The organism is Klebsiella sp. HN106, from assembly GCF_051209435.1.
Classification (GTDB): Bacteria; Pseudomonadota; Gammaproteobacteria; order Enterobacterales; family Enterobacteriaceae; genus Klebsiella; species Klebsiella oxytoca.
The window spans coordinates 896620-913473 of sequence record NZ_JBLURD010000002.1 but is presented as its reverse complement, the minus strand read 5'-3'; the positions used below and the strand labels follow the sequence as shown (position 1 = coordinate 913473).

14 protein-coding genes are annotated in these 16854 nt (G+C 59.6%); 7 read left to right on the top strand and 7 right to left on the bottom strand.

The window, feature by feature from the left end; translation table 11 throughout:
• Nucleotides 1–106: 106 nt before the first annotated feature.
• Nucleotides 107–1516, top strand: coding sequence for an S-methylmethionine permease (mmuP, locus tag ACSIPU_RS10860; protein WP_032704611.1), 1410 nt, complete (start codon nt 107–109; stop codon nt 1514–1516).
• Nucleotides 1503–2435, top strand: a complete 933-nt coding sequence (gene mmuM, locus ACSIPU_RS10855; RefSeq protein ID WP_196557671.1) for a homocysteine S-methyltransferase — start codon at nt 1503–1505, stop codon at nt 2433–2435. The genes mmuP and mmuM overlap by 14 nt, the downstream gene beginning before the upstream one ends.
• Nucleotides 2436–2524: 89 nt before the next feature.
• Here mmuM and fbpC read toward each other — a convergent pair whose 3' ends face one another.
• From fbpC to ACSIPU_RS10825, 6 genes are all read right to left on the bottom strand, one after another.
• Nucleotides 2525–3571, bottom strand: coding sequence for a ferric ABC transporter ATP-binding protein (gene fbpC / locus ACSIPU_RS10850; RefSeq protein ID WP_023329346.1), 1047 nt, complete (start codon nt 3569–3571; stop codon nt 2525–2527).
• An 11-nt stretch (nt 3572–3582) separates the two neighbouring features.
• Nucleotides 3583–5661: an ABC transporter permease gene (locus tag ACSIPU_RS10845; RefSeq protein WP_049593467.1), complete on the bottom strand. Its 2079-nt coding sequence runs from the start codon at nt 5659–5661 to the stop codon at nt 3583–3585.
• 69 nt (nt 5662–5730) lie between these two features.
• Nucleotides 5731–6762 (bottom strand): ABC transporter substrate-binding protein, encoded by a 1032-nt coding sequence (locus ACSIPU_RS10840; RefSeq protein ID WP_004099345.1) that lies wholly within the window; start codon nt 6760–6762, stop codon nt 5731–5733.
• Nucleotides 6762–8081 (bottom strand): MFS transporter family glucose-6-phosphate receptor UhpC, encoded by a 1320-nt coding sequence (gene uhpC / locus ACSIPU_RS10835; RefSeq protein ID WP_224226429.1) that lies wholly within the window; start codon nt 8079–8081, stop codon nt 6762–6764. The genes ACSIPU_RS10840 and uhpC overlap by 1 nt, the downstream gene beginning before the upstream one ends.
• Nucleotides 8082–8141: 60 nt before the next feature.
• The gene (locus tag ACSIPU_RS10830; RefSeq protein WP_004099347.1) at nt 8142–9683 is read right to left on the bottom strand and encodes an MASE1 domain-containing sensor histidine kinase; all 1542 of its coding nucleotides are present in this window, start codon (nt 9681–9683) and stop codon (nt 8142–8144) included.
• Nucleotides 9683–10312, bottom strand: a complete 630-nt coding sequence (locus tag ACSIPU_RS10825) for a response regulator transcription factor (protein ID WP_004099348.1) — start codon at nt 10310–10312, stop codon at nt 9683–9685. The genes ACSIPU_RS10830 and ACSIPU_RS10825 overlap by 1 nt, the downstream gene beginning before the upstream one ends.
• Before the next feature lie 341 nt (nt 10313–10653).
• Between ACSIPU_RS10825 and tauA the strand changes: the two genes are divergently transcribed.
• Genes tauA through tauD form a run of 4 tightly spaced genes read left to right on the top strand, consistent with a single transcriptional unit; the run spans nt 10654 to nt 14067 of the window.
• Nucleotides 10654–11616 carry a taurine ABC transporter substrate-binding protein gene (gene tauA, locus ACSIPU_RS10820; RefSeq protein ID WP_004099349.1) on the top strand — a complete coding sequence of 321 codons (963 nt, stop codon included), beginning with the start codon at nt 10654–10656 and terminating at the stop codon, nt 11614–11616.
• Nucleotides 11617–11627: 11 nt separating this feature from the next.
• Nucleotides 11628–12395 (top strand): taurine ABC transporter ATP-binding subunit, encoded by a 768-nt coding sequence (tauB, locus tag ACSIPU_RS10815; RefSeq protein WP_004110944.1) that lies wholly within the window; start codon nt 11628–11630, stop codon nt 12393–12395.
• On the top strand, nt 12392–13219 hold the full coding sequence (tauC, locus tag ACSIPU_RS10810; RefSeq protein WP_004099351.1) for a taurine ABC transporter permease TauC: 828 nt from the start codon (nt 12392–12394) through the stop codon (nt 13217–13219). Before tauB ends, tauC begins: the two co-directional genes overlap by 4 nt.
• Nucleotides 13216–14067 (top strand): taurine dioxygenase, encoded by an 852-nt coding sequence (tauD, locus tag ACSIPU_RS10805; protein ID WP_004099353.1) that lies wholly within the window; start codon nt 13216–13218, stop codon nt 14065–14067. Before tauC ends, tauD begins: the two co-directional genes overlap by 4 nt.
• A 233-nt stretch (nt 14068–14300) precedes the next feature.
• Here tauD and ACSIPU_RS10800 read toward each other — a convergent pair whose 3' ends face one another.
• Complete coding sequence (locus ACSIPU_RS10800) at nt 14301–16019, bottom strand: lysophospholipid acyltransferase family protein (RefSeq protein WP_053064647.1); 1719 nt, start codon at nt 16017–16019, stop codon at nt 14301–14303.
• A 243-nt stretch (nt 16020–16262) separates the two neighbouring features.
• On the opposite strand from ACSIPU_RS10800, the gene ACSIPU_RS10795 reads away from it, so the two are divergent.
• Nucleotides 16263–16754 (top strand): REP-associated tyrosine transposase, encoded by a 492-nt coding sequence (locus tag ACSIPU_RS10795; RefSeq protein WP_004099357.1) that lies wholly within the window; start codon nt 16263–16265, stop codon nt 16752–16754.
• Nucleotides 16755–16854: the final 100 nt, after the last annotated feature.

The following is a 16854-nucleotide window of genomic DNA, read 5'->3' as shown; positions in this document are numbered from 1 at the left end:
GCGAATGCATAGATGACAGGCCCGGCGGCTTTGCAATTTGGCGACAGGCGGGGTATAAGAAACCTCTTATCTAGATGTTTAGATGTCTATACGCCCATGGGGTCAAATGCAAACAACACAACAACAACAAGGTGGGCAGCTTAAGCGCACCATGAAGACTCGCCACCTGATCATGCTGTCGCTGGGTGGCGTTATTGGCACAGGGCTATTTTTTAATACCGGCTATATCATCTCCACCACCGGAGCGGCGGGCACGCTGCTGGCCTATCTGATTGGCGCGCTGGTGGTCTGGCTGGTGATGCAGTGTCTGGGCGAACTTTCGGTGGCGATGCCGGAAACCGGGGCGTTTCACGTCTACGCCGCGCGCTATCTCGGCCCGGCGACCGGGTATACCGTCGCCTGGCTCTACTGGCTGACCTGGACCGTCGCGCTTGGCTCAAGCTTCACCGCCGCCGGATTCTGCATGCAGTACTGGTTCCCGCAGGTGCCGGTATGGGTCTGGTGCGTGGTGTTCTGCGCGGTGATTTTCGCGCTCAACGTTATCTCCACCCGCTTCTTTGCCGAAGGTGAATTCTGGTTCTCGCTGGTGAAGGTGGTCACCATTATCGCCTTTATTATTCTCGGCGGGGCGGCGATCTTTGGCATCATTCCGATGCAGGATGGCTCTCCGGCGCCGGGGCTGCGCAATATCACCGCCGAAGGCTGGTTCCCGCACGGCGGTCTGCCGATCCTGATGACCATGGTGGCGGTTAACTTCGCTTTCTCCGGCACCGAGCTTATCGGCATCGCGGCGGGGGAAACGGAGAATCCGCATAAAGTCATTCCGGTGGCCATTCGTACCACCATCGCCCGGCTGATTATCTTTTTCATCGGCACCGTCTTCGTGCTGGCGGCGCTGATCCCGATGCAGCAGGCGGGAGTCGAGAAAAGCCCGTTTGTGCTGGTGTTTGAAAAGGTCGGTATTCCCTACGCGGCGGATATCTTTAACTTTGTGATCCTGACGGCGATTCTGTCGGCGGCCAACTCTGGCCTTTACGCCTCCGGGCGGATGCTGTGGTCGCTCTCCAATGAAAAAACGCTGCCGTCCTGTTTTACCAAATTGACCAGGAACGGGGTACCGCTGACGGCGATTTCGGTCAGCATGCTCGGCGGCGTGCTGGCGCTTTTCTCCAGCGTCGTGGCCCCGGATACGGTGTTTGTCGCGCTGTCGGCGATTTCCGGTTTTGCGGTGGTGGCGGTATGGCTGAGCATTTGCGCCTCGCACTTTATGTTCCGCCGTCGCCATCTGCAGCAGGGGAAGGCGCTAAGCGAACTGCACTATCGCGCGCCGTGGTATCCGCTGGTGCCGGTGCTGGGATTTGTGCTTTGCCTGGTAGCCTGCGTGGGTCTGGCGTTTGACCCGAGTCAGAGGATTGCGCTGTGGTGCGGGATCCCGTTCGTGGCACTGTGTTATGGTGCGTATTATCTGACTCGTTCACGGAAACTCACCCAGGAGCCTCAACATGTCGCAGAATAATCCGTTAACCGCCCTCCTCGACGCAAAGCCCTTTATCCTGCTGGACGGCGCGATGGCGACGGAGCTGGAAGCGCGCGGCTGCAATCTTGCCGACAGCCTGTGGTCGGCGAAAGTGCTGGTCGACAACCCGGAGCTTATCCGCGAAGTTCACCTCGACTATTTCCGCGCCGGCGCGCAGGTGGCGATCACCGCCAGCTATCAGGCCACTCCGGCAGGTTTTGCCGCCCTCGGCCTTGATGAAGCGCAGTCGAAAGCGCTGATCGGCAAAAGCGTTGAGCTGGCCCGCAAGGCGCGGGAAGCGTATCTGGCGGAAAACCCGCAGGCGGGCGCGTTGCTGGTTGCCGGTTCGGTCGGGCCGTACGGCGCCTTCCTGGCGGACGGCTCGGAGTATCGCGGCGATTATGTCCGCAGCGATGAGGAATTTCAGGCATTTCATCGTCCGCGCGTGGAAGCGCTGCTCGACGCCGGGGCCGATCTGCTGGCCTGTGAAACGATGCCGAATTTCGCCGAGATGAAGGCGCTGGCGGAGCTGCTGACTGCCTATCCGCGCGCGCGGGCATGGTTCTCGTTTACCCTGCGCGATGCGCAGCATCTCAGCGACGGCACGCCGCTGCGGGAAGTGGTTGCCGTGCTGGCAAACTATCCGCAGGTGGTGGCGCTGGGCATTAACTGTATCGCGCTGGAAAACAGCACCGCCGCGCTGGCGCATCTGCATAGCCTGACGGCGCTGCCGCTGGTGGTTTATCCTAACTCCGGGGAGTACTATGACGCGGTATCCAAGACCTGGCATCGCCACGGCGAAGCCTGTGCAACGCTGGCGGAATATTTACCCCAGTGGCTGGCGGCGGGCGCGAAGCTGATTGGCGGCTGCTGCCGCACGACGCCGAAGGATATTGCCGAACTGAACGCGCGGCGTTGAGTTTGCGCCAGGTGGCGGCTGATGCCTTACCCGGCCTACAACGTGCACGAATCGTAGGCCGGGTAAGCGTAAGCGCTACCCGGCATCAATCACTTGGCATCCGCTAACACAAACATCCCGTACGGGTGGATTTCGAGATAATAGTGCTCGCCGACATCCGGCTGCAGCCGCGTCGCGTTCACCTGCAGCAAAATTTCCTGCCCGTGCCACTCTACCGTCACCTCGTACTGCGGTCCCATATAGGCCACGTGGCGAATCGTGCAGCGCTGGCTCTCCTCGCCGCGATCGCTCAGGGTGATTGCCTCCGGGCGCACGCCGACGCTGCCCTCGCCCTGGGCGGCAAAATGCGGCGGCCTCGGCAGCCGATAGCCATAAATATTGACAAAATCCTCGCTAAAGGCGGCCGGGAACAGGTTGGCATCGCCCATAAAGCTCGCCATAAAGCGCGACGCGGGCTGGCGGTAAAGATCCTGCGGCGAGCCGATCTGCATGATATGTCCCTTATTCATCACCAGCACGGTATCGGAAACCGCAAAGGCTTCGCTCTGATCATGGGTCACGTACAGCGAGGTGATATCAAACTGCTTCTGTAACTCGCGGATCTTATCGCGCATGCTGCGCCGCAGGTTGGCATCGAGGTTGCTTAAGGGCTCATCAAACAGCAGCACCTTTGGCTTGAGGATCAGGGCGCGCGCCAGCGCCACGCGCTGCTGCTGACCGCCGGAAATCTGATCGACATAGCGATCTTCGAATCCTTCCAGATCCACCATCGCCAGCGCCTCCTTCACCCGCGCTTTCACGTCGCTGCGCGACACGCCGAGCATCTTCAGACCGTAGCCGACGTTGTCCCCCAGCGACATATGCGGAAACAGGGCGTAAGACTGAAATACCATACAGATGTCGCGCTGCTGAATGGAGCGATGAGTAACGTCTTCGCCATCGATGAAAATCTGTCCTTCGCTCGGTTTTTCCAGCCCGGCGACCAGGCGCAGAATGGTGGTCTTGCCGCAGCCGGACGGGCCGAGCAGGGTCACCATTTGTCCCTGGGGGATGGTGAGATTGATATTGTCGATAACCGTGTTGCTGCCGAATCGCTTGGTGACGTTGCGCAGCTCAACAAAATTTTTCTGACTCATAGTGCGCTCCATTACGCCTGGTTTTTGGCTTTTGACCGGGAGATACGCGCTTCCCCGATCAGCCAGTCAAAGATAAAAATAATCGCCAGCATCACGACGATCAGAATCGATCCGTAGGCGATCGCCACGCCGTATTCGCCGTCTTCCACCCGGTTGAGGATATAGGCGGTAGCGACGCGGGTGTCCGGCGTCACGAGGAACACAATGGCGCTGACGGTGGTAATGGCGCGCACAAAGCTGTAGATCAGCGCCGAGAGGATCGCCGGGCGCAGCAGCGGCAGCAGGATATGCGTAATGGTGCGCAGGGAACCCGCGCGCAGGCTGAGCGACGCTTCGTCCAGCGATTTGTCGATCTGGCCTAAACCGGCAATACCTGCCCGAATGCCCACCGGCACGTTACGCATGACCATCGAGATAATCACAATCGCCGCCGTTCCGGTGAGGTACACCGGCGCGCTGTTAAAGGCGAGAATATAGGAGACGCCCGCCACGGTGCCCGGCACCGCGAAGCACAGCATGGTGGTGAACTCGATGGTCTTTTTGCCTTTAAACTGCTGTCGCACTACGATCCAGGCGATCAGCAGGCCGAAAGCGGCGGTGATGGGCGCGGCGATCCCGGCGTAAAGCAGAGTATCGAGCAGCGAAGGCCAGGCGCCGTCGCTCATCCCCTGGCCGAACAGCTTGATAAAGTTATCCAGCGTCAGGGTGTAGTCCACGCCCCAGTTAACGGTAAAGCTGCCGTAGAAAATACTGCCGTAGAGCAGGGCGTTGAAGGCGATCCACACCGCCAGAATGGCGATCACGCTCCACACCAGGGTCACCGGCAGCGGCTGCACGTCGCCACGGTAGGACTTGCCGGAAACCGTGACGTAAGAGCGCTTGCCGATCCACATATACTGAATGCAGAACACCAGCAGCGAGAACAGCAGCAGGAATGCGCCGAGAGTACTGGCGGCCTGATAATCGAGCTGCGAACCGGTGATATAGAAGTAGATTTGCGTCGCCAGTACGTCGAAGTTGCCGCCGAGCACCAGCGGGTTGCTGAAGTCGGCCAGCGACTGAACGATGACGATTAAAAACGCGTTCGCCAGCGCCGGTTTCAGCAGCGGGACGAAGACGCCGTTGAAGGTCTGCCAGCGGCTGGCGCGCAGGGTGTACGACGCCTCCTCCAGCGACGGATGAATGGTCTTAATCGCGCCGTCGAGGATCATAAACGCCATCGGGGTGAACGCCAGCACCTGCGCCAGCCAGATGCCGGTAAATCCGTACAGCCAGTTGGTGTTGGTTAAGCCAAACCAGTCGACCATCAGTTCGGTGATGTAGCCGGAACGGCCCATCATCAGGGTAACGCCGAGACCGACGACAAACGGCGGGGTGACGATCGGCAGAATCGAGAAAATGCGGCCAATAATCGCGCTGCGCTGGGCGATACGGGTGGTGTAAATCGCCAGCACCAGACCAAAGAAAGTGCAGCCGATGCCTACCGCAATTGACAGGGCGATGGAGTTGAGGATCACCTGGACAATATGCGCCTGCGACAGCACGGCCATAAACGCCAGCGGGGCAAACTCGCCGGCGTCGTTAGTGAACATCGGGATGAAAATAGCGATGCTCGGCCAGACGATAAAGACGCCGATTAACGCCACGATGGTGACCAGCGAACCAATGACAAAGCGGTCGCCCCCCAGCCATTCCAGGCGGGTGAGCGCCAGGGTCATGATGGCCCCCAGCGCGACAAACAGCACGATGGTGGCGTAGCCTAATCCGCGGCCTTCCACGGTGGCGCTGACGACGATAAACGCCATACAGCAGAACGCCCAGCCAGCATCGAGATAGTGGCGGCTGCGCTGCTCCCGCCTGGCTTCCTGAAAGGGACGAATCAGCAGCAGGCTCGGTAACAGATACCACAGCCAGCTGATATTGAACTGTGACCAGCCGTAGGCCGCGAGAATTTCATCGCTCGTGGACTCCAGCAGACCGTAATCCAGGCTCCAGCTCGGCAGCAGGGCAAACGCCAGCCAGCCGAATAAAACCCAAAGGAATATCGCATCCCGCTTTTTCACGGGATGGAGTGCAAGTGTGTGTGACATAAGTTTTCCGGTGTCGTAGGCCGGGTAGGGCAGTGATGCCGCCACCCGGCAAATGAACGCAATGCGGGCTTATTTACCCATCTTCACTTCGCTAACCCATTTATTGATTAGCGCTTTACGCACGTCCGTTGAGCCGTATTTATCCATGTCATAGTTGATGAGCTTCAGGTCGTCGAGCTTCAGCGAGTTCGGCGAGGTGTCGGCGGTAGTGTTGGTCAGGATCTGATAAGACTTGCCTTTCTTCCACGCCAGCTCCTGGGCATCTTTCGACAGCACCCAGTCGACAAACAGTTTGGCGTTGTCGAGGTTGCGCGCGCCCTTCAGGATACTGACGCCGCCAATTTCATAGCCGGTGCCTTCGCACGGCGAGATCAGCTCCAGCGGCGCGCCCTGTTCTTTTTCCAGCGAATAGTCGTGCAGGAAGCCGATGCCGATGGCCGTTTCACCGCGGGCGGCGTTGCGGGCCGGGGCTATACCGGACTTCGTGTACTGGGAGACGTTAGCGTTAAGCTGTTTGAGATAATCGAAAGCCTGATCGTCCCCCCACAGCTGGGCGAAGGTCGCCAGCGCGGTGTAGGCGGTGCCGGAACTCTGCGGGTCGGCAATCTGAATTTCGCCTTTATATTCCGGTTTAGTCAGATCTTTCCAGCATTTCGGCACCGGCAGATTTTTCTCTTTCAGGCGCTGGGTGTTCACGCCGAAGCCGAGTATGCCAACGTACACCGCCGAGGAGTAGTTGCCTTTCAGCTTCGCCGGATCGCGGAACTGCTCCATCACCTGCGCAAGATTGGGCGATTTATAGGGCTGCAGCAGGCCCATTTCACCGGCCTGGGACTGCGGGTCGAGGGTGCCGCCGTACCAGACATCCGCCTGCGGGTTTTTCTTCTCGGCATCGACCTTCGCCAGCGTGCTGCCGGAACCGTTGCGAATAAATGAGGTTTTTACGTCATATTTTTCGCCGAAGGCTTTGGTTTCCGCCTCACACATTTCGTTGGTGGCGCTGCAATAGACCACCAGACGACCTTTGGCGTGCGCCGCGCCGCTTAACGTCGCCAGCGCAATGCCGGAAGCAATCAGGGTAGTGACCAGCGTTTTTTTCATTATTTTATCCTTTGAGCAGCAGAGGTAGTAATGCTCGCCATCAGCAGCGGCATCAGCAATAAACCCATCAGAACTGCGGCGACCGAGAGTAAACTGAACATGCCCGACCAGCCGTAGCGTTCAATGACCAGCGACAGAGGCCAGCCCGCCAGCGCTGCCCCCAGATAGGCGAACAGGCCAAGAAATCCGGTAATTGAACCCGCCGCCGCTTTGTGTCCGCACTCCACCGCCGCGAGGCCAATCAGCATTTGTGGGCCAAAAACGAAGAAGCCCACCGTAAAGAAACACACCGCCAGCAGCGCGTAGTGATGGACCGGCGCCAGCCAAAGCGCGGCGACGGAGACCATCAACCCCAGCGTGAACAGTAAAATCATCGGCGCCCGCTGGCCGCTGAACAGCAGATCCGAGCCCCATCCGGCGAACAACGCCCCGAGCAGACCGCCCGCTTCAAACAGCATCACCGTGGCGTTGGCGCTGAGCAGATTGACGCCGTGGCTCTCCGTCAGCCAGATGTTGCCCCAGTCGTTGAGCGCGATGCGGATCAGATAGACCAGCACGTAAGAGACGCCCAGCAGCCAGATCATCGGATTCTTCAGCATCGTGGTGCGCAGCATCTGCCATAGCCCCATCGGCGGGCTTTGCTGCTCCTGGCGCAGCTCCAGCGGGTCGTTACGCCAGCGGCCTACTGACGGCAATCCCTCTTCGCGGGGCGTTCCTTTCAGGTGCAGCGTTAACCAGATGCCTGATGCCATGCTGATCGTCCCCGGTGCCAGCATCGCCGCCTGCCAGCCCCACCAGTGGGCGGCAAAGGCGCTAATCAGCGGGATAATCGCTCCGCCGATATTGATCGACATATTCCAGCAGCCCCACCAGAAGCCGCGTTCGTTGCGCGAGTACCAGTGGGTCAGCAGGCGGGCGCAGGGAGGCCAGCCCCAGCCCTGAAAAAATCCGTTCAGCGTCCAGACCGCCAGCAGCAGCGTCAGCGATTCGCCGAAGGCGAACACCACGTTCAGCAGACCGGTGGCGAACAGGCCCACGCCCATAAACCAGCGCTGCCCGTGGCTGTCGTGCCACAGTCCGGCGGTAAACTTCGACAGACCGTAGGTCAGGTAAAACAGCGATCCCAGCAGGCCGATATCGCCTTTATCCAGACCCAGATCCGTTTGCAGCGCCGGCAATACGTAGTTGACGCTTTTGCGCGTCAGGTAAAACGCCGCATATCCGATGACCATGTACATCAGCAGCTGCGGACGCAGCGTCCGGTAATGTTGATTAATGTCGGTTGCTGAGCGCATCGCCGTCTCCGTTTTGCTGACTATATGAAAGTGAAATCGAAAGGGGATGAGAGAAAGTCCGGAGTGACTAAGACTTTTTCCTGGTTAGCCGGCTGTTTGTTGCAAATTTGTGGGCAAGTTAACAATTACCCGCGTCCCATGCTGCGACTCCAGGGTCAGCTCTCCGCCCAGGGCGCTGACCCGTTCACGCATGCCCTGAATGCCGAAGCCGGCCATTTTGTCGGGGCTGATACCGATGCCGTTGTCCTTGACCTCCAGGCGCAGCAGCGTCCCCTGCTGATACAGAGCAATGGCAACCTCGCTGGCGTCGGCGTGTTTACAGACGTTGTTAAGCAGCTCCTGTAGCAGCCGATAGAGGGTAAAACGTACCGTTTCGCTCTCCGGCGTGGCGGTGAGCCGGTAGTCAAAGCGGCAGCGGATACCGCGCTCGGCAAAGGCAAACTCATTGAGCAAATGGTGCAGCGCCTCTTTAAACGACAGTTCATCAAGGGCCGGGGGGCGTAGCTGGCGCAGCAGCTGGCGGGTAGAGTGGTGAATACGCCGGGCGAGATCGTTAATCTGGCTGGCGGCGGCCTGGGTTTGCGCCGGATCGCGCGCTCGCTTCACCAGCTGCGACTGGATCTGAATGGCGGTAATATTCTGGCCGATTTCGTCGTGCAGCTCGCGCGCCAGGCTTTTGCGCGTATCCTCTTCGGTATGGATCAGCTTTTCGGTTAGCGCCCGCCGCGCCGCCAGCTCCGCCTCCAGCCGCTGGCGATAGTGGTGCAGGTTTTGCGCCAGGTGCTGCTGGCGACTGATGGCAATCCCCAGCCCGATACCGAGGAGCGCCTGGGTCGCCAGAAAAATCTCCAGCTCCACCAGGTTGCTGAATCCGACGCCAACCTGGCGGGCGATGGTGATCATCATGCTGCCCAGCAGACCGGAGAGAACGCCGCCCTGCCAGCCAAACTTCCACGCCATCACCACGTTGGGCAGAAACACCACAATTAACAGCAGACGCTCGATTTCCGGCGACAGAACCATTTGGGTGCCGATGCCGATAATAAAGAACAGGCTGCACCAGATGATCAATGAGGTGCGCAGCGGCGGATTATTGGTATCCAGCCCCAGCAGGTGGTAGCGGTGCTGCTGGCGCAGGAATTCAAAAATCAGATAGACAAACGGCGTCAGCAGCACCCCGCCGGTAAACGAGGCCAGACCGAGCATCATCGCCGGACTTTTCACAAACGGCGAGAGCAGGGCGGTGTTGAGTAATGCGCTGGCGGTGACCGTGGCCAGCAGCAGCGTCAGCCGCTGCCAGTAAAGGGGGAAGCGGTGCCAGAACTGTTGGGCGATGCCGGCGGGAAGCAGGCCGATCAACGGCGCGGCCAGCAGAATATAGCCGTTCAGCAGCTGTTCGCCGTGCAGCCAGAACAGCATCAACACGGGAGGCAGCACCAGCGCGGGCCAGTAGCGGCGCGAAAGCAGGATCAGCAGCGCCAGATAGACGCCGTGCGGCAGGAACAGCGCCGCCTGCTGGCCGTTATGGGTCAGGTAAAACCCGAGCGTCCACAGCATCAGCCAGCCGCTTCCCCAGGCCAGCACGATGAACAGCGAGATGACGCTGTGGCGAAGGCTGCGCGACATTAATGGCCCGCCAGCAGCTGGTGGTCGAGGGCGAAATGGACCAGATCAATGGTGCTGTGGCACTGCAGTTTGCCCAGCACGTTGGCGCGATGAACGTGCACCGTCTTGTGGCTGAGATCGAGCTTGAAGGCGATTTCCTTGACGCTGTCGCCTTTAACGAGCAAATCAAACACTTCGCGTTCACGCGGGGTGAGCACCTCGAGCACCTGCGCCGGTTGCTCTCCGCCGCGTAGCGCCCGCAGGGCATCGGCGCACAGGTAGTGTCCACCCATACCGACGGAACGCACCGCCTGCACGAGCTCTTCCGGGCCGCAGCGTTTGGTCAGATAGCCGCTGGCGCCGGCATCAAGGGCGCTCTGCACGAAGGCCGGGGTGTCGTAAATGCTGAGAATAATGGCGCGAAACTGCGGCTTTTGCGCGCGCAGGCGCTTTAGCAGGCTCAGGCCGTTCTCATCCGGCATGGCGATATCCATGACCGCCACGTTGACGTCGTCGCGCAATAATGCCGGCCACGCTTCCGCCGCGCTGCTGAACTGGCCAACCACCTCGAGATCCTCTTCGAGGCTGAGTAACTGCGCAAAGCCTGAACGCACCACCACATGGTCATCGACCAGCACCACTCGAATCATGTTTCTTCTCTCTTAGCGCATCATGGTTCTATGATGCCTGCCACCGCTGCGCTGGCAATCAATCAGGCGCAGTTATGCAATGAATGTAACAAAATCGCAATACACTTCATCCTTCAAGCTGCCTCTTTGTTGGCTTCGTTTGCCCGCCCCGGTCACTGACTTATGTCAGCTCCCGGGGACGAACAACCTTGCCGCCTCGATGCAGCATGAATGATTTTGTGTATAAGCATTGCCGATTTTTTTCTAAAAACGCTTTGTTCTTAGCAAGAATTTTTAATTACTTCATCAAACGCATCGCGCCGGAAATACTGCACCCATAACAACTATGGGAAGCAGACACTATGGCACTATCATCGCGTATCACACTCATTGCCGCGCTGGCGCTGGCGGCATTCCAGGCCCAGGCGGTGAACGTCACCGTGGCGTATCAGACCTCCGCCGAACCGGCGAAAGTCGCCCAGGCGGACAACACCTTCGCCAAAGCGAGCGGGGCGACCGTCGACTGGCGCAAGTTTGACAGCGGCGCGAGCATCGTGCGGGCGCTGGCTTCCGGCGACGTGCAGATCGGCAACCTCGGCTCCAGCCCGCTGGCGGTCGCCGCCACCCAGCAGGTGCCGATTGAAGTCTTTCTGCTGGCCTCAAAGCTCGGTAACTCCGAAGCGCTGGTGGTCAAAAAGAGCATCACCAAACCGCAAGACCTGATCGGCAAACGCATCGCCGTGCCATTTATCTCTACGACTCACTACAGCCTGCTGTCGGCGCTGAAGCACTGGGGGATTAAACCGGGGCAGGTGCAGATCCTCAACCTGCAGCCGCCGGCGATTATTGCCGCCTGGCAGCGCGGCGACATTGACGGCGCCTACGTCTGGGCGCCGGCGGTCAACGCGCTGGAAAAAGACGGCACGGTTCTCACCGACTCGTCGCAGGTGGGGGAGTGGGGCGCGCCGACGCTGGACGTGTGGGTGGTGCGCAAAGACTTTGCCGAAAAGCATCCTGATATTGTCAAAGCCTTCGCCAAAAGCGCCATTGACGCGCAGCAGCCCTATATCGCCAACCCGGATGAGTGGCTGAAGCAGCCGGAAAACATCAGCAAGCTGGCGCGCCTGAGCGGCGTACCGGAAGCCGACGTGCCGGGGCTGGTGAAAGGCAATACCTATCTGACCGCCGCCCAGCAGGCGCAGGAGCTGAACGGGCCGGTGAATAAAGCCATCATCGACACCGCTAAATTCCTGAAAGAGCAGGGTAAAGTCCCCGCAGCGGGAAGCGACTACAGCCAGTACGTTACCGACCGTTTTGTGAAGTAAAGGAGGTCATGATGCTGCAAATCTCGCATCTTTCCGCCGACTACGGCGGTAAACCAGCGCTGGCGGATATCAACCTGACGCTGGACAGCGGTGAACTGCTGGTGGTCCTCGGGCCTTCCGGCTGCGGTAAAACCACGCTGCTGAACCTGATTGCCGGATTCGTGCCTTATCAGCACGGCAGCATCACTCTTGAAGGCAGGCGGGTTGAAGGGCCGGGAGCCGATCGCGGCGTGGTCTTTCAGAATGAAGGGCTGCTGCCGTGGCGCAATGTGCAGGATAACGTTGCGCTCGGGCTACAGCTGGCGGGCGTCGGCAAAACGCAGCGCCGGGCAACCGCCGCGCGGATGCTGAAAAAAGTCGGCCTCGAAGGGGCGGAAAAGCGCTTTATCTGGCAGCTTTCCGGCGGCCAGCGTCAGCGGGTGGGCATTGCCCGCGCGCTGGCGGCCAATCCGCAGCTGCTGCTTCTCGACGAGCCGTTTGGTGCGCTGGATGCCTTTACCCGCGAGCAGATGCAAACCCTGCTGCTCAGCCTGTGGCATGAGACCGGCAAGAAGGTACTACTGATCACCCACGATATCGAAGAGGCGGTGTTTATGGCCACCGAGCTGATACTGCTTTCGCCGGGGCCGGGCCGGGTGCTCGAACGGCTGCCGCTCGATTTTGGCCGCCGCTTTGTGGCCGGCGAATCCTGCCGCAGCATTAAATCGGACCCGCGGTTTATCGAACAGCGCGAGTACGTCCTCAGCCGGGTATTTGAACAACGGGAGGCTTTCTCATGAGCGTGGTCATCAATGATAAACCGCGTCAGCGGAGGCTGAAGTGGCGCTGGCCGTTCTCGCGTCAGCTCACTCTCAGCGCGGCGACCCTGGCGGTACTGCTGGCTATCTGGTGGGCCGTTGCCGCCCTGCAGCTGATTAGCCCGCTGTTTCTGCCGCCGCCGGGGCAGGTATTGCAGAAACTTATCACTATTGCCGGTCCGCAGGGTTTTATGGACGCCACCCTCTGGCAGCACCTGGCGGCGAGCCTGACGCGTATCGTTATCGCGCTGCTGGCGGCGGTACTGCTCGGCGTGCCGGTCGGGATCGCCATGGGGCTGAGCCCCACGGTACGCGGGATCCTCGACCCGCTGATCGAGCTATATCGCCCGGTGCCGCCGCTGGCCTATTTACCGCTGATGGTGATCTGGTTCGGCATCGGCGAGACCTCGAAGATCCTGTTGATCTACCTGGCGATATTCGCGCCGGTGGCGATGTCGGCGCTGGCGGGCGTAAAGAGCGCCCAGCAGGTGCGCATTCGCGCCGCGCAATCTTTAGGGGCCAGCCGGGCGCAGGTGCTGTGGCTGGTGATCCTGCCCGGCGCGCTGCCGGAGATCCTCACCGGCCTGCGCATTGGGCTCGGCGTGGGTTGGTCGACGCTGGTGGCCGCGGAGCTGATTGCCGCCACCCGCGGGTTAGGTTTTATGGTGCAGTCCGCCGGTGAGTTCCTCGCCACCGACGTGGTGCTGGCCGGGATCGCGGTGATTGCCATCATCGCCTTTTTACTGGAACTGGGGCTGCGCGCGCTGCAGCGTCGACTGACGCCCTGGCATGGAGAAGTACAATGAGCGAACGTTTAAGCATTACCCCGCTGGGGCCGTATATTGGCGCGCAGGTATCCGGCGTCGATATTACCCGCCCGCTGAGCGACAACCAGTTTGAGCAGCTGTATCACGCGGTGCTGCGTCACCAGGTGGTGTTCCTGCGCGAGCAGAACATCACTCCCGAGCAGCAGCGGGATCTTGCCCTGCGCTTTGGCGACCTGCATATTCATCCGGTCTATCCGCACGCGCCCGGCGTCGATGAGATTATCGTGCTTGATACCCACGACGATAACCCGCCGGATAACGATAACTGGCACACCGATGTCACCTTCATTGAGACGCCGCCCGCCGGGGCGATCCTCGCGGCAAAAGAGCTGCCGTCAACCGGCGGCGACACCCTGTGGACCAGCGGCATTGCGGCCTATGAGGCGCTCTCCGGGCCTTTACGCCAGCTGTTAAGCGGCCTGCACGCGGAGCATGATTTCCGCAAATCGTTTCAGGAGTATAAATATCGTAAAAGCGAAGAGGAGCATCAGCGCTGGCTGGAGGCGGTCGCGAAAAATCCGCCGCTGCTACATCCGGTAGTGCGCACCCATCCGGTGACCGGTAAACAGGCGCTGTTTGTCAATGAGGGCTTTACCACCCGCATCGTTGACGTCACGGAGAAAGAGAGCGAGGCGCTGCTCGGCTTCCTGTTTGCTCACGTCACTAAACCGGACTTTCAGGTGCGCTGGCGCTGGCAGCCGAACGACGTGGCGATTTGGGATAACCGCGTCACCCAGCACTACGCCAACGCCGATTACCTGCCGCAGCGGCGCATTATGCACCGGGCGACGATTCTCGGAGACAAGCCGTATTACCGGGCTGGTTAATTTCTATAGCCCGGCTAAGGCATCAGCCGCGAGCCGAGGAGGAAAGTGGACGCTGCATTGTGCGCTGTTTCCCGGAGGCGGCGCTTAACGCGCCTTGTCCGGGCTACCGCTCCGCAGAACGCGGTTAACCCGTAGCCCGGCTAAGGCGCAATGTGCCATAAGCCGGGAAACAACCTACGATAAACGCACCGCAGCCCGGACAGGCGCAACGCGCCGCCTCCGGGAAAAGGCTTTTATGCCGATTTTTGCGCGTCCAGATGTACCCCAATATAGCGCTGATAGCGGTTGGCCTTCAGATAGGTCAAATCCACCAGCACCAGCCCATCCACGCAGTTGTTGAAATCCGGGTCGCTGCCGAAATCGATAAACTGCACGCCGCCCGGCTCGCAGACTTCTGAGTACTGTTTATACAGCGGCGGGATCGCGCAACCGAGGTTGCCGAGCAGGGACTTTAGCCGCGCCAGGTCGTCGTTGTAATCTTCTCCGCCAAACTGCGCCAGTACATCGGGCAGCGAGGCCGGATAAGGACGCCGCGACTCTGCCAGCGGATGCGTCGCCGGGAACCACAGCCGATAAAAAGCCACCAGCAGATCGCGCGCCGACGGCGGCAGCCCGCCGGAAATCGACACCGGGCCGAACAGATAGCGATAGTGCGGATAGCGCGCCAGATACGCGCCAATGCCGGACCACAGGTAGTCCAGCCCGCGGCGGCCCCAGTAACGCGGCTGGATAAAACTGCGACCCAGTTCAATGCCGTGTTGCAGAATATCGTCCATGCGCGCGTCGTAATGAAACAGGCTGTAGCTGTAGATGCCGTTCAGGCCGCGCTTTTCCAGCTGTATTGCGGTTGGCATAAAACGGTAAGCGCCGACGATCTCAAGATCTTCCTCATCCCACAGAATCAGCTGCAGATAGTCGTCGTCATAAACGTCAACGTCGCGACGTTTGCCGCTGCCTTCCCCCACCGCGCGGAAGGCGATTTCCCGCAGACGGCCCAGCTCGCGCAGTATCGGCGCATCTTCCTGGCCGCGGCGCTGCCAGAGATAGATGACTTTACCATCCGCTGTGCGTCCCAGCGTTTCAGCCTTCCCCAGCTCGCGCTTGAGCAGGGCGCGGTCTTCGGGACGGGCGATAGCACTTTCGGTTTTGAATATACCCGGCAGCCCTTTGCCGAGTAGCTCCAGGTGGCGATAGCAGCGCTCGGTCAGTTCCCGAGAAGAGCTTTGCGGATTGAACCAGTTTGACCAGGTTATCTGTTGACCAATATTCACCGGCAGGCTGCTGTTGCGGCGACGGAACATTTGCTGCATCAGCAGCAGTAACGGCAGATTCTCGGACATCAGGGTACTGGCGTAAAACAGTGCGCTGTTGCGCGCGCGGATCCACGCTGGCAGCAGCGGGGCGCGGTATTTCGCCGCCAGCTTAATAAATCCGGAGTGCCATTTTTTATCACGAATACCGCGCCGGGTGAGGCGTGAAACTTCGCCGGCCGGGAAGAAAATCAGCACGCCGCCGTTTTGCAACTGCTGGTCCATCTGCTGCAACGCCGCTTTGGCGGTGCGGCCATTGATATTATCGACCGGAATAAACAGCGAGCTCAGCGGTTCAAGGTGAGTCAGCATGCGGTTGGTGACCACTTTGACGTCGCGGCGCACGCGGGACACCGCGTAGAGCAGGGCCAGGCCGTCAAGTGTACCGGTGGGGTGGTTGGCGATGATGACCAGCGGACCATGTTCGGGGATTTGTTCGAGATCGTGCGCCGGGATAGCGCAGCGGATATTAAGATGTTCGAGCACCTGTTCGACCGTATCCAGTCCTTTCAGGTGATGATGACGCGCGGCAAACTGCTGAAACTCTTCCTCATGCAGGAGCTTTTTCAGCACCTTTTTCTGCCAGAGCGCTGGCTTTGCCTGAGGCCACAGGTCATCGATGACATTGTCGAGACTAAACATAGCGGCACCTCCTCCGTCCTGCCCAGACAGTAGAAGGCGCAGATGTCGTTCAGATTACAGTTGAGTGAAGATTTGGGATTGGCGGGAGCGGGTAGCCCGGACAGGCGCGCAGCGCCGCCTCCGGGAAGGCCACAGGTGAAAAGTTGCGAACGCTTTTCCAGATTGATCTCCGGTTTCTTGCCTTTCGGTCTCCCCCTCTTTTAACCTGGGGAACAGGCAAATATCTTCAGCAGGGAGCATCCGATGGTCGATTATCGTCGTTATTACCTCAAGGGTGGGAGCTGGTTTTTCACCGTCAATTTACGCGACAGAGAGAGTCGATTTCTGGTTCAGCATATTGATGCGTTACGACAGGCGGTGGCAATAGTCCACAAACAGAAACCTTTTCATATTGATGCCTGGGTGGTGCTCCCCGAACACCTTCATTGCATCTGGACCTTACCTGACAACGACAGCGATTTTCCATCGCGCTGGAGAGCAATTAAAAAGCATTTTTCAGGTTTAACAGGCGCGCATAACGTGTGGCAACCGAGATATTGGGAACACGCCATTCGCAACCAGAAGGATTACCGAAGCCATGTTGATTATATTTATATCAATCCGATTAAGCACGGGTGGGTAAGGCAGGTACGGGATTGGCCCTATTCAACCTTTCATCGCGATGTAAGCCGTAGTTTGTATCCTGTTGATTGGGGTGGGGAAGTGAAGGAATTATTGTGCGGCGAGCGTTATTAAAATGACTTCCCGGAGGCGGCGCGCTGCGCCTGTCCGGGCTACCAACCCACAGATAGCTGTGAGCCTGTAGCCCGGTCGTACAGCCGCCACCGGGGAGGCA

Bases quoted from the DNA above. Each gene is read 5' to 3' on its own strand.
- mmuP (WP_032704611.1), top strand. From the start codon at position 107: ATGCAAACAACACAACAACAACAAGGTGGGCAGCTTAAGCGCACCATG.
- mmuM (WP_196557671.1), top strand. From the start codon at position 1,503: ATGTCGCAGAATAATCCGTTAACCGCCCTCCTCGACGCAAAGCCCTTT.
- fbpC (WP_023329346.1), bottom strand. From the start codon at position 3,571: ATGAGTCAGAAAAATTTTGTTGAGCTGCGCAACGTCACCAAGCGATTC.
- ACSIPU_RS10845 (WP_049593467.1), bottom strand. From the start codon at position 5,661: ATGTCACACACACTTGCACTCCATCCCGTGAAAAAGCGGGATGCGATA.
- ACSIPU_RS10840 (WP_004099345.1), bottom strand. From the start codon at position 6,762: ATGAAAAAAACGCTGGTCACTACCCTGATTGCTTCCGGCATTGCGCTG.
- ACSIPU_RS10830 (WP_004099347.1), bottom strand. From the start codon at position 9,683: ATGTCGCGCAGCCTTCGCCACAGCGTCATCTCGCTGTTCATCGTGCTG.
- ACSIPU_RS10825 (WP_004099348.1), bottom strand. From the start codon at position 10,312: ATGATTCGAGTGGTGCTGGTCGATGACCATGTGGTGGTGCGTTCAGGC.
- tauA (WP_004099349.1), top strand. From the start codon at position 10,654: ATGGCACTATCATCGCGTATCACACTCATTGCCGCGCTGGCGCTGGCG.
- tauB (WP_004110944.1), top strand. From the start codon at position 11,628: ATGCTGCAAATCTCGCATCTTTCCGCCGACTACGGCGGTAAACCAGCG.
- tauC (WP_004099351.1), top strand. From the start codon at position 12,392: ATGAGCGTGGTCATCAATGATAAACCGCGTCAGCGGAGGCTGAAGTGG.
- tauD (WP_004099353.1), top strand. From the start codon at position 13,216: ATGAGCGAACGTTTAAGCATTACCCCGCTGGGGCCGTATATTGGCGCG.
- ACSIPU_RS10800 (WP_053064647.1), bottom strand. From the start codon at position 16,019: ATGTTTAGTCTCGACAATGTCATCGATGACCTGTGGCCTCAGGCAAAG.
- ACSIPU_RS10795 (WP_004099357.1), top strand. From the start codon at position 16,263: ATGGTCGATTATCGTCGTTATTACCTCAAGGGTGGGAGCTGGTTTTTC.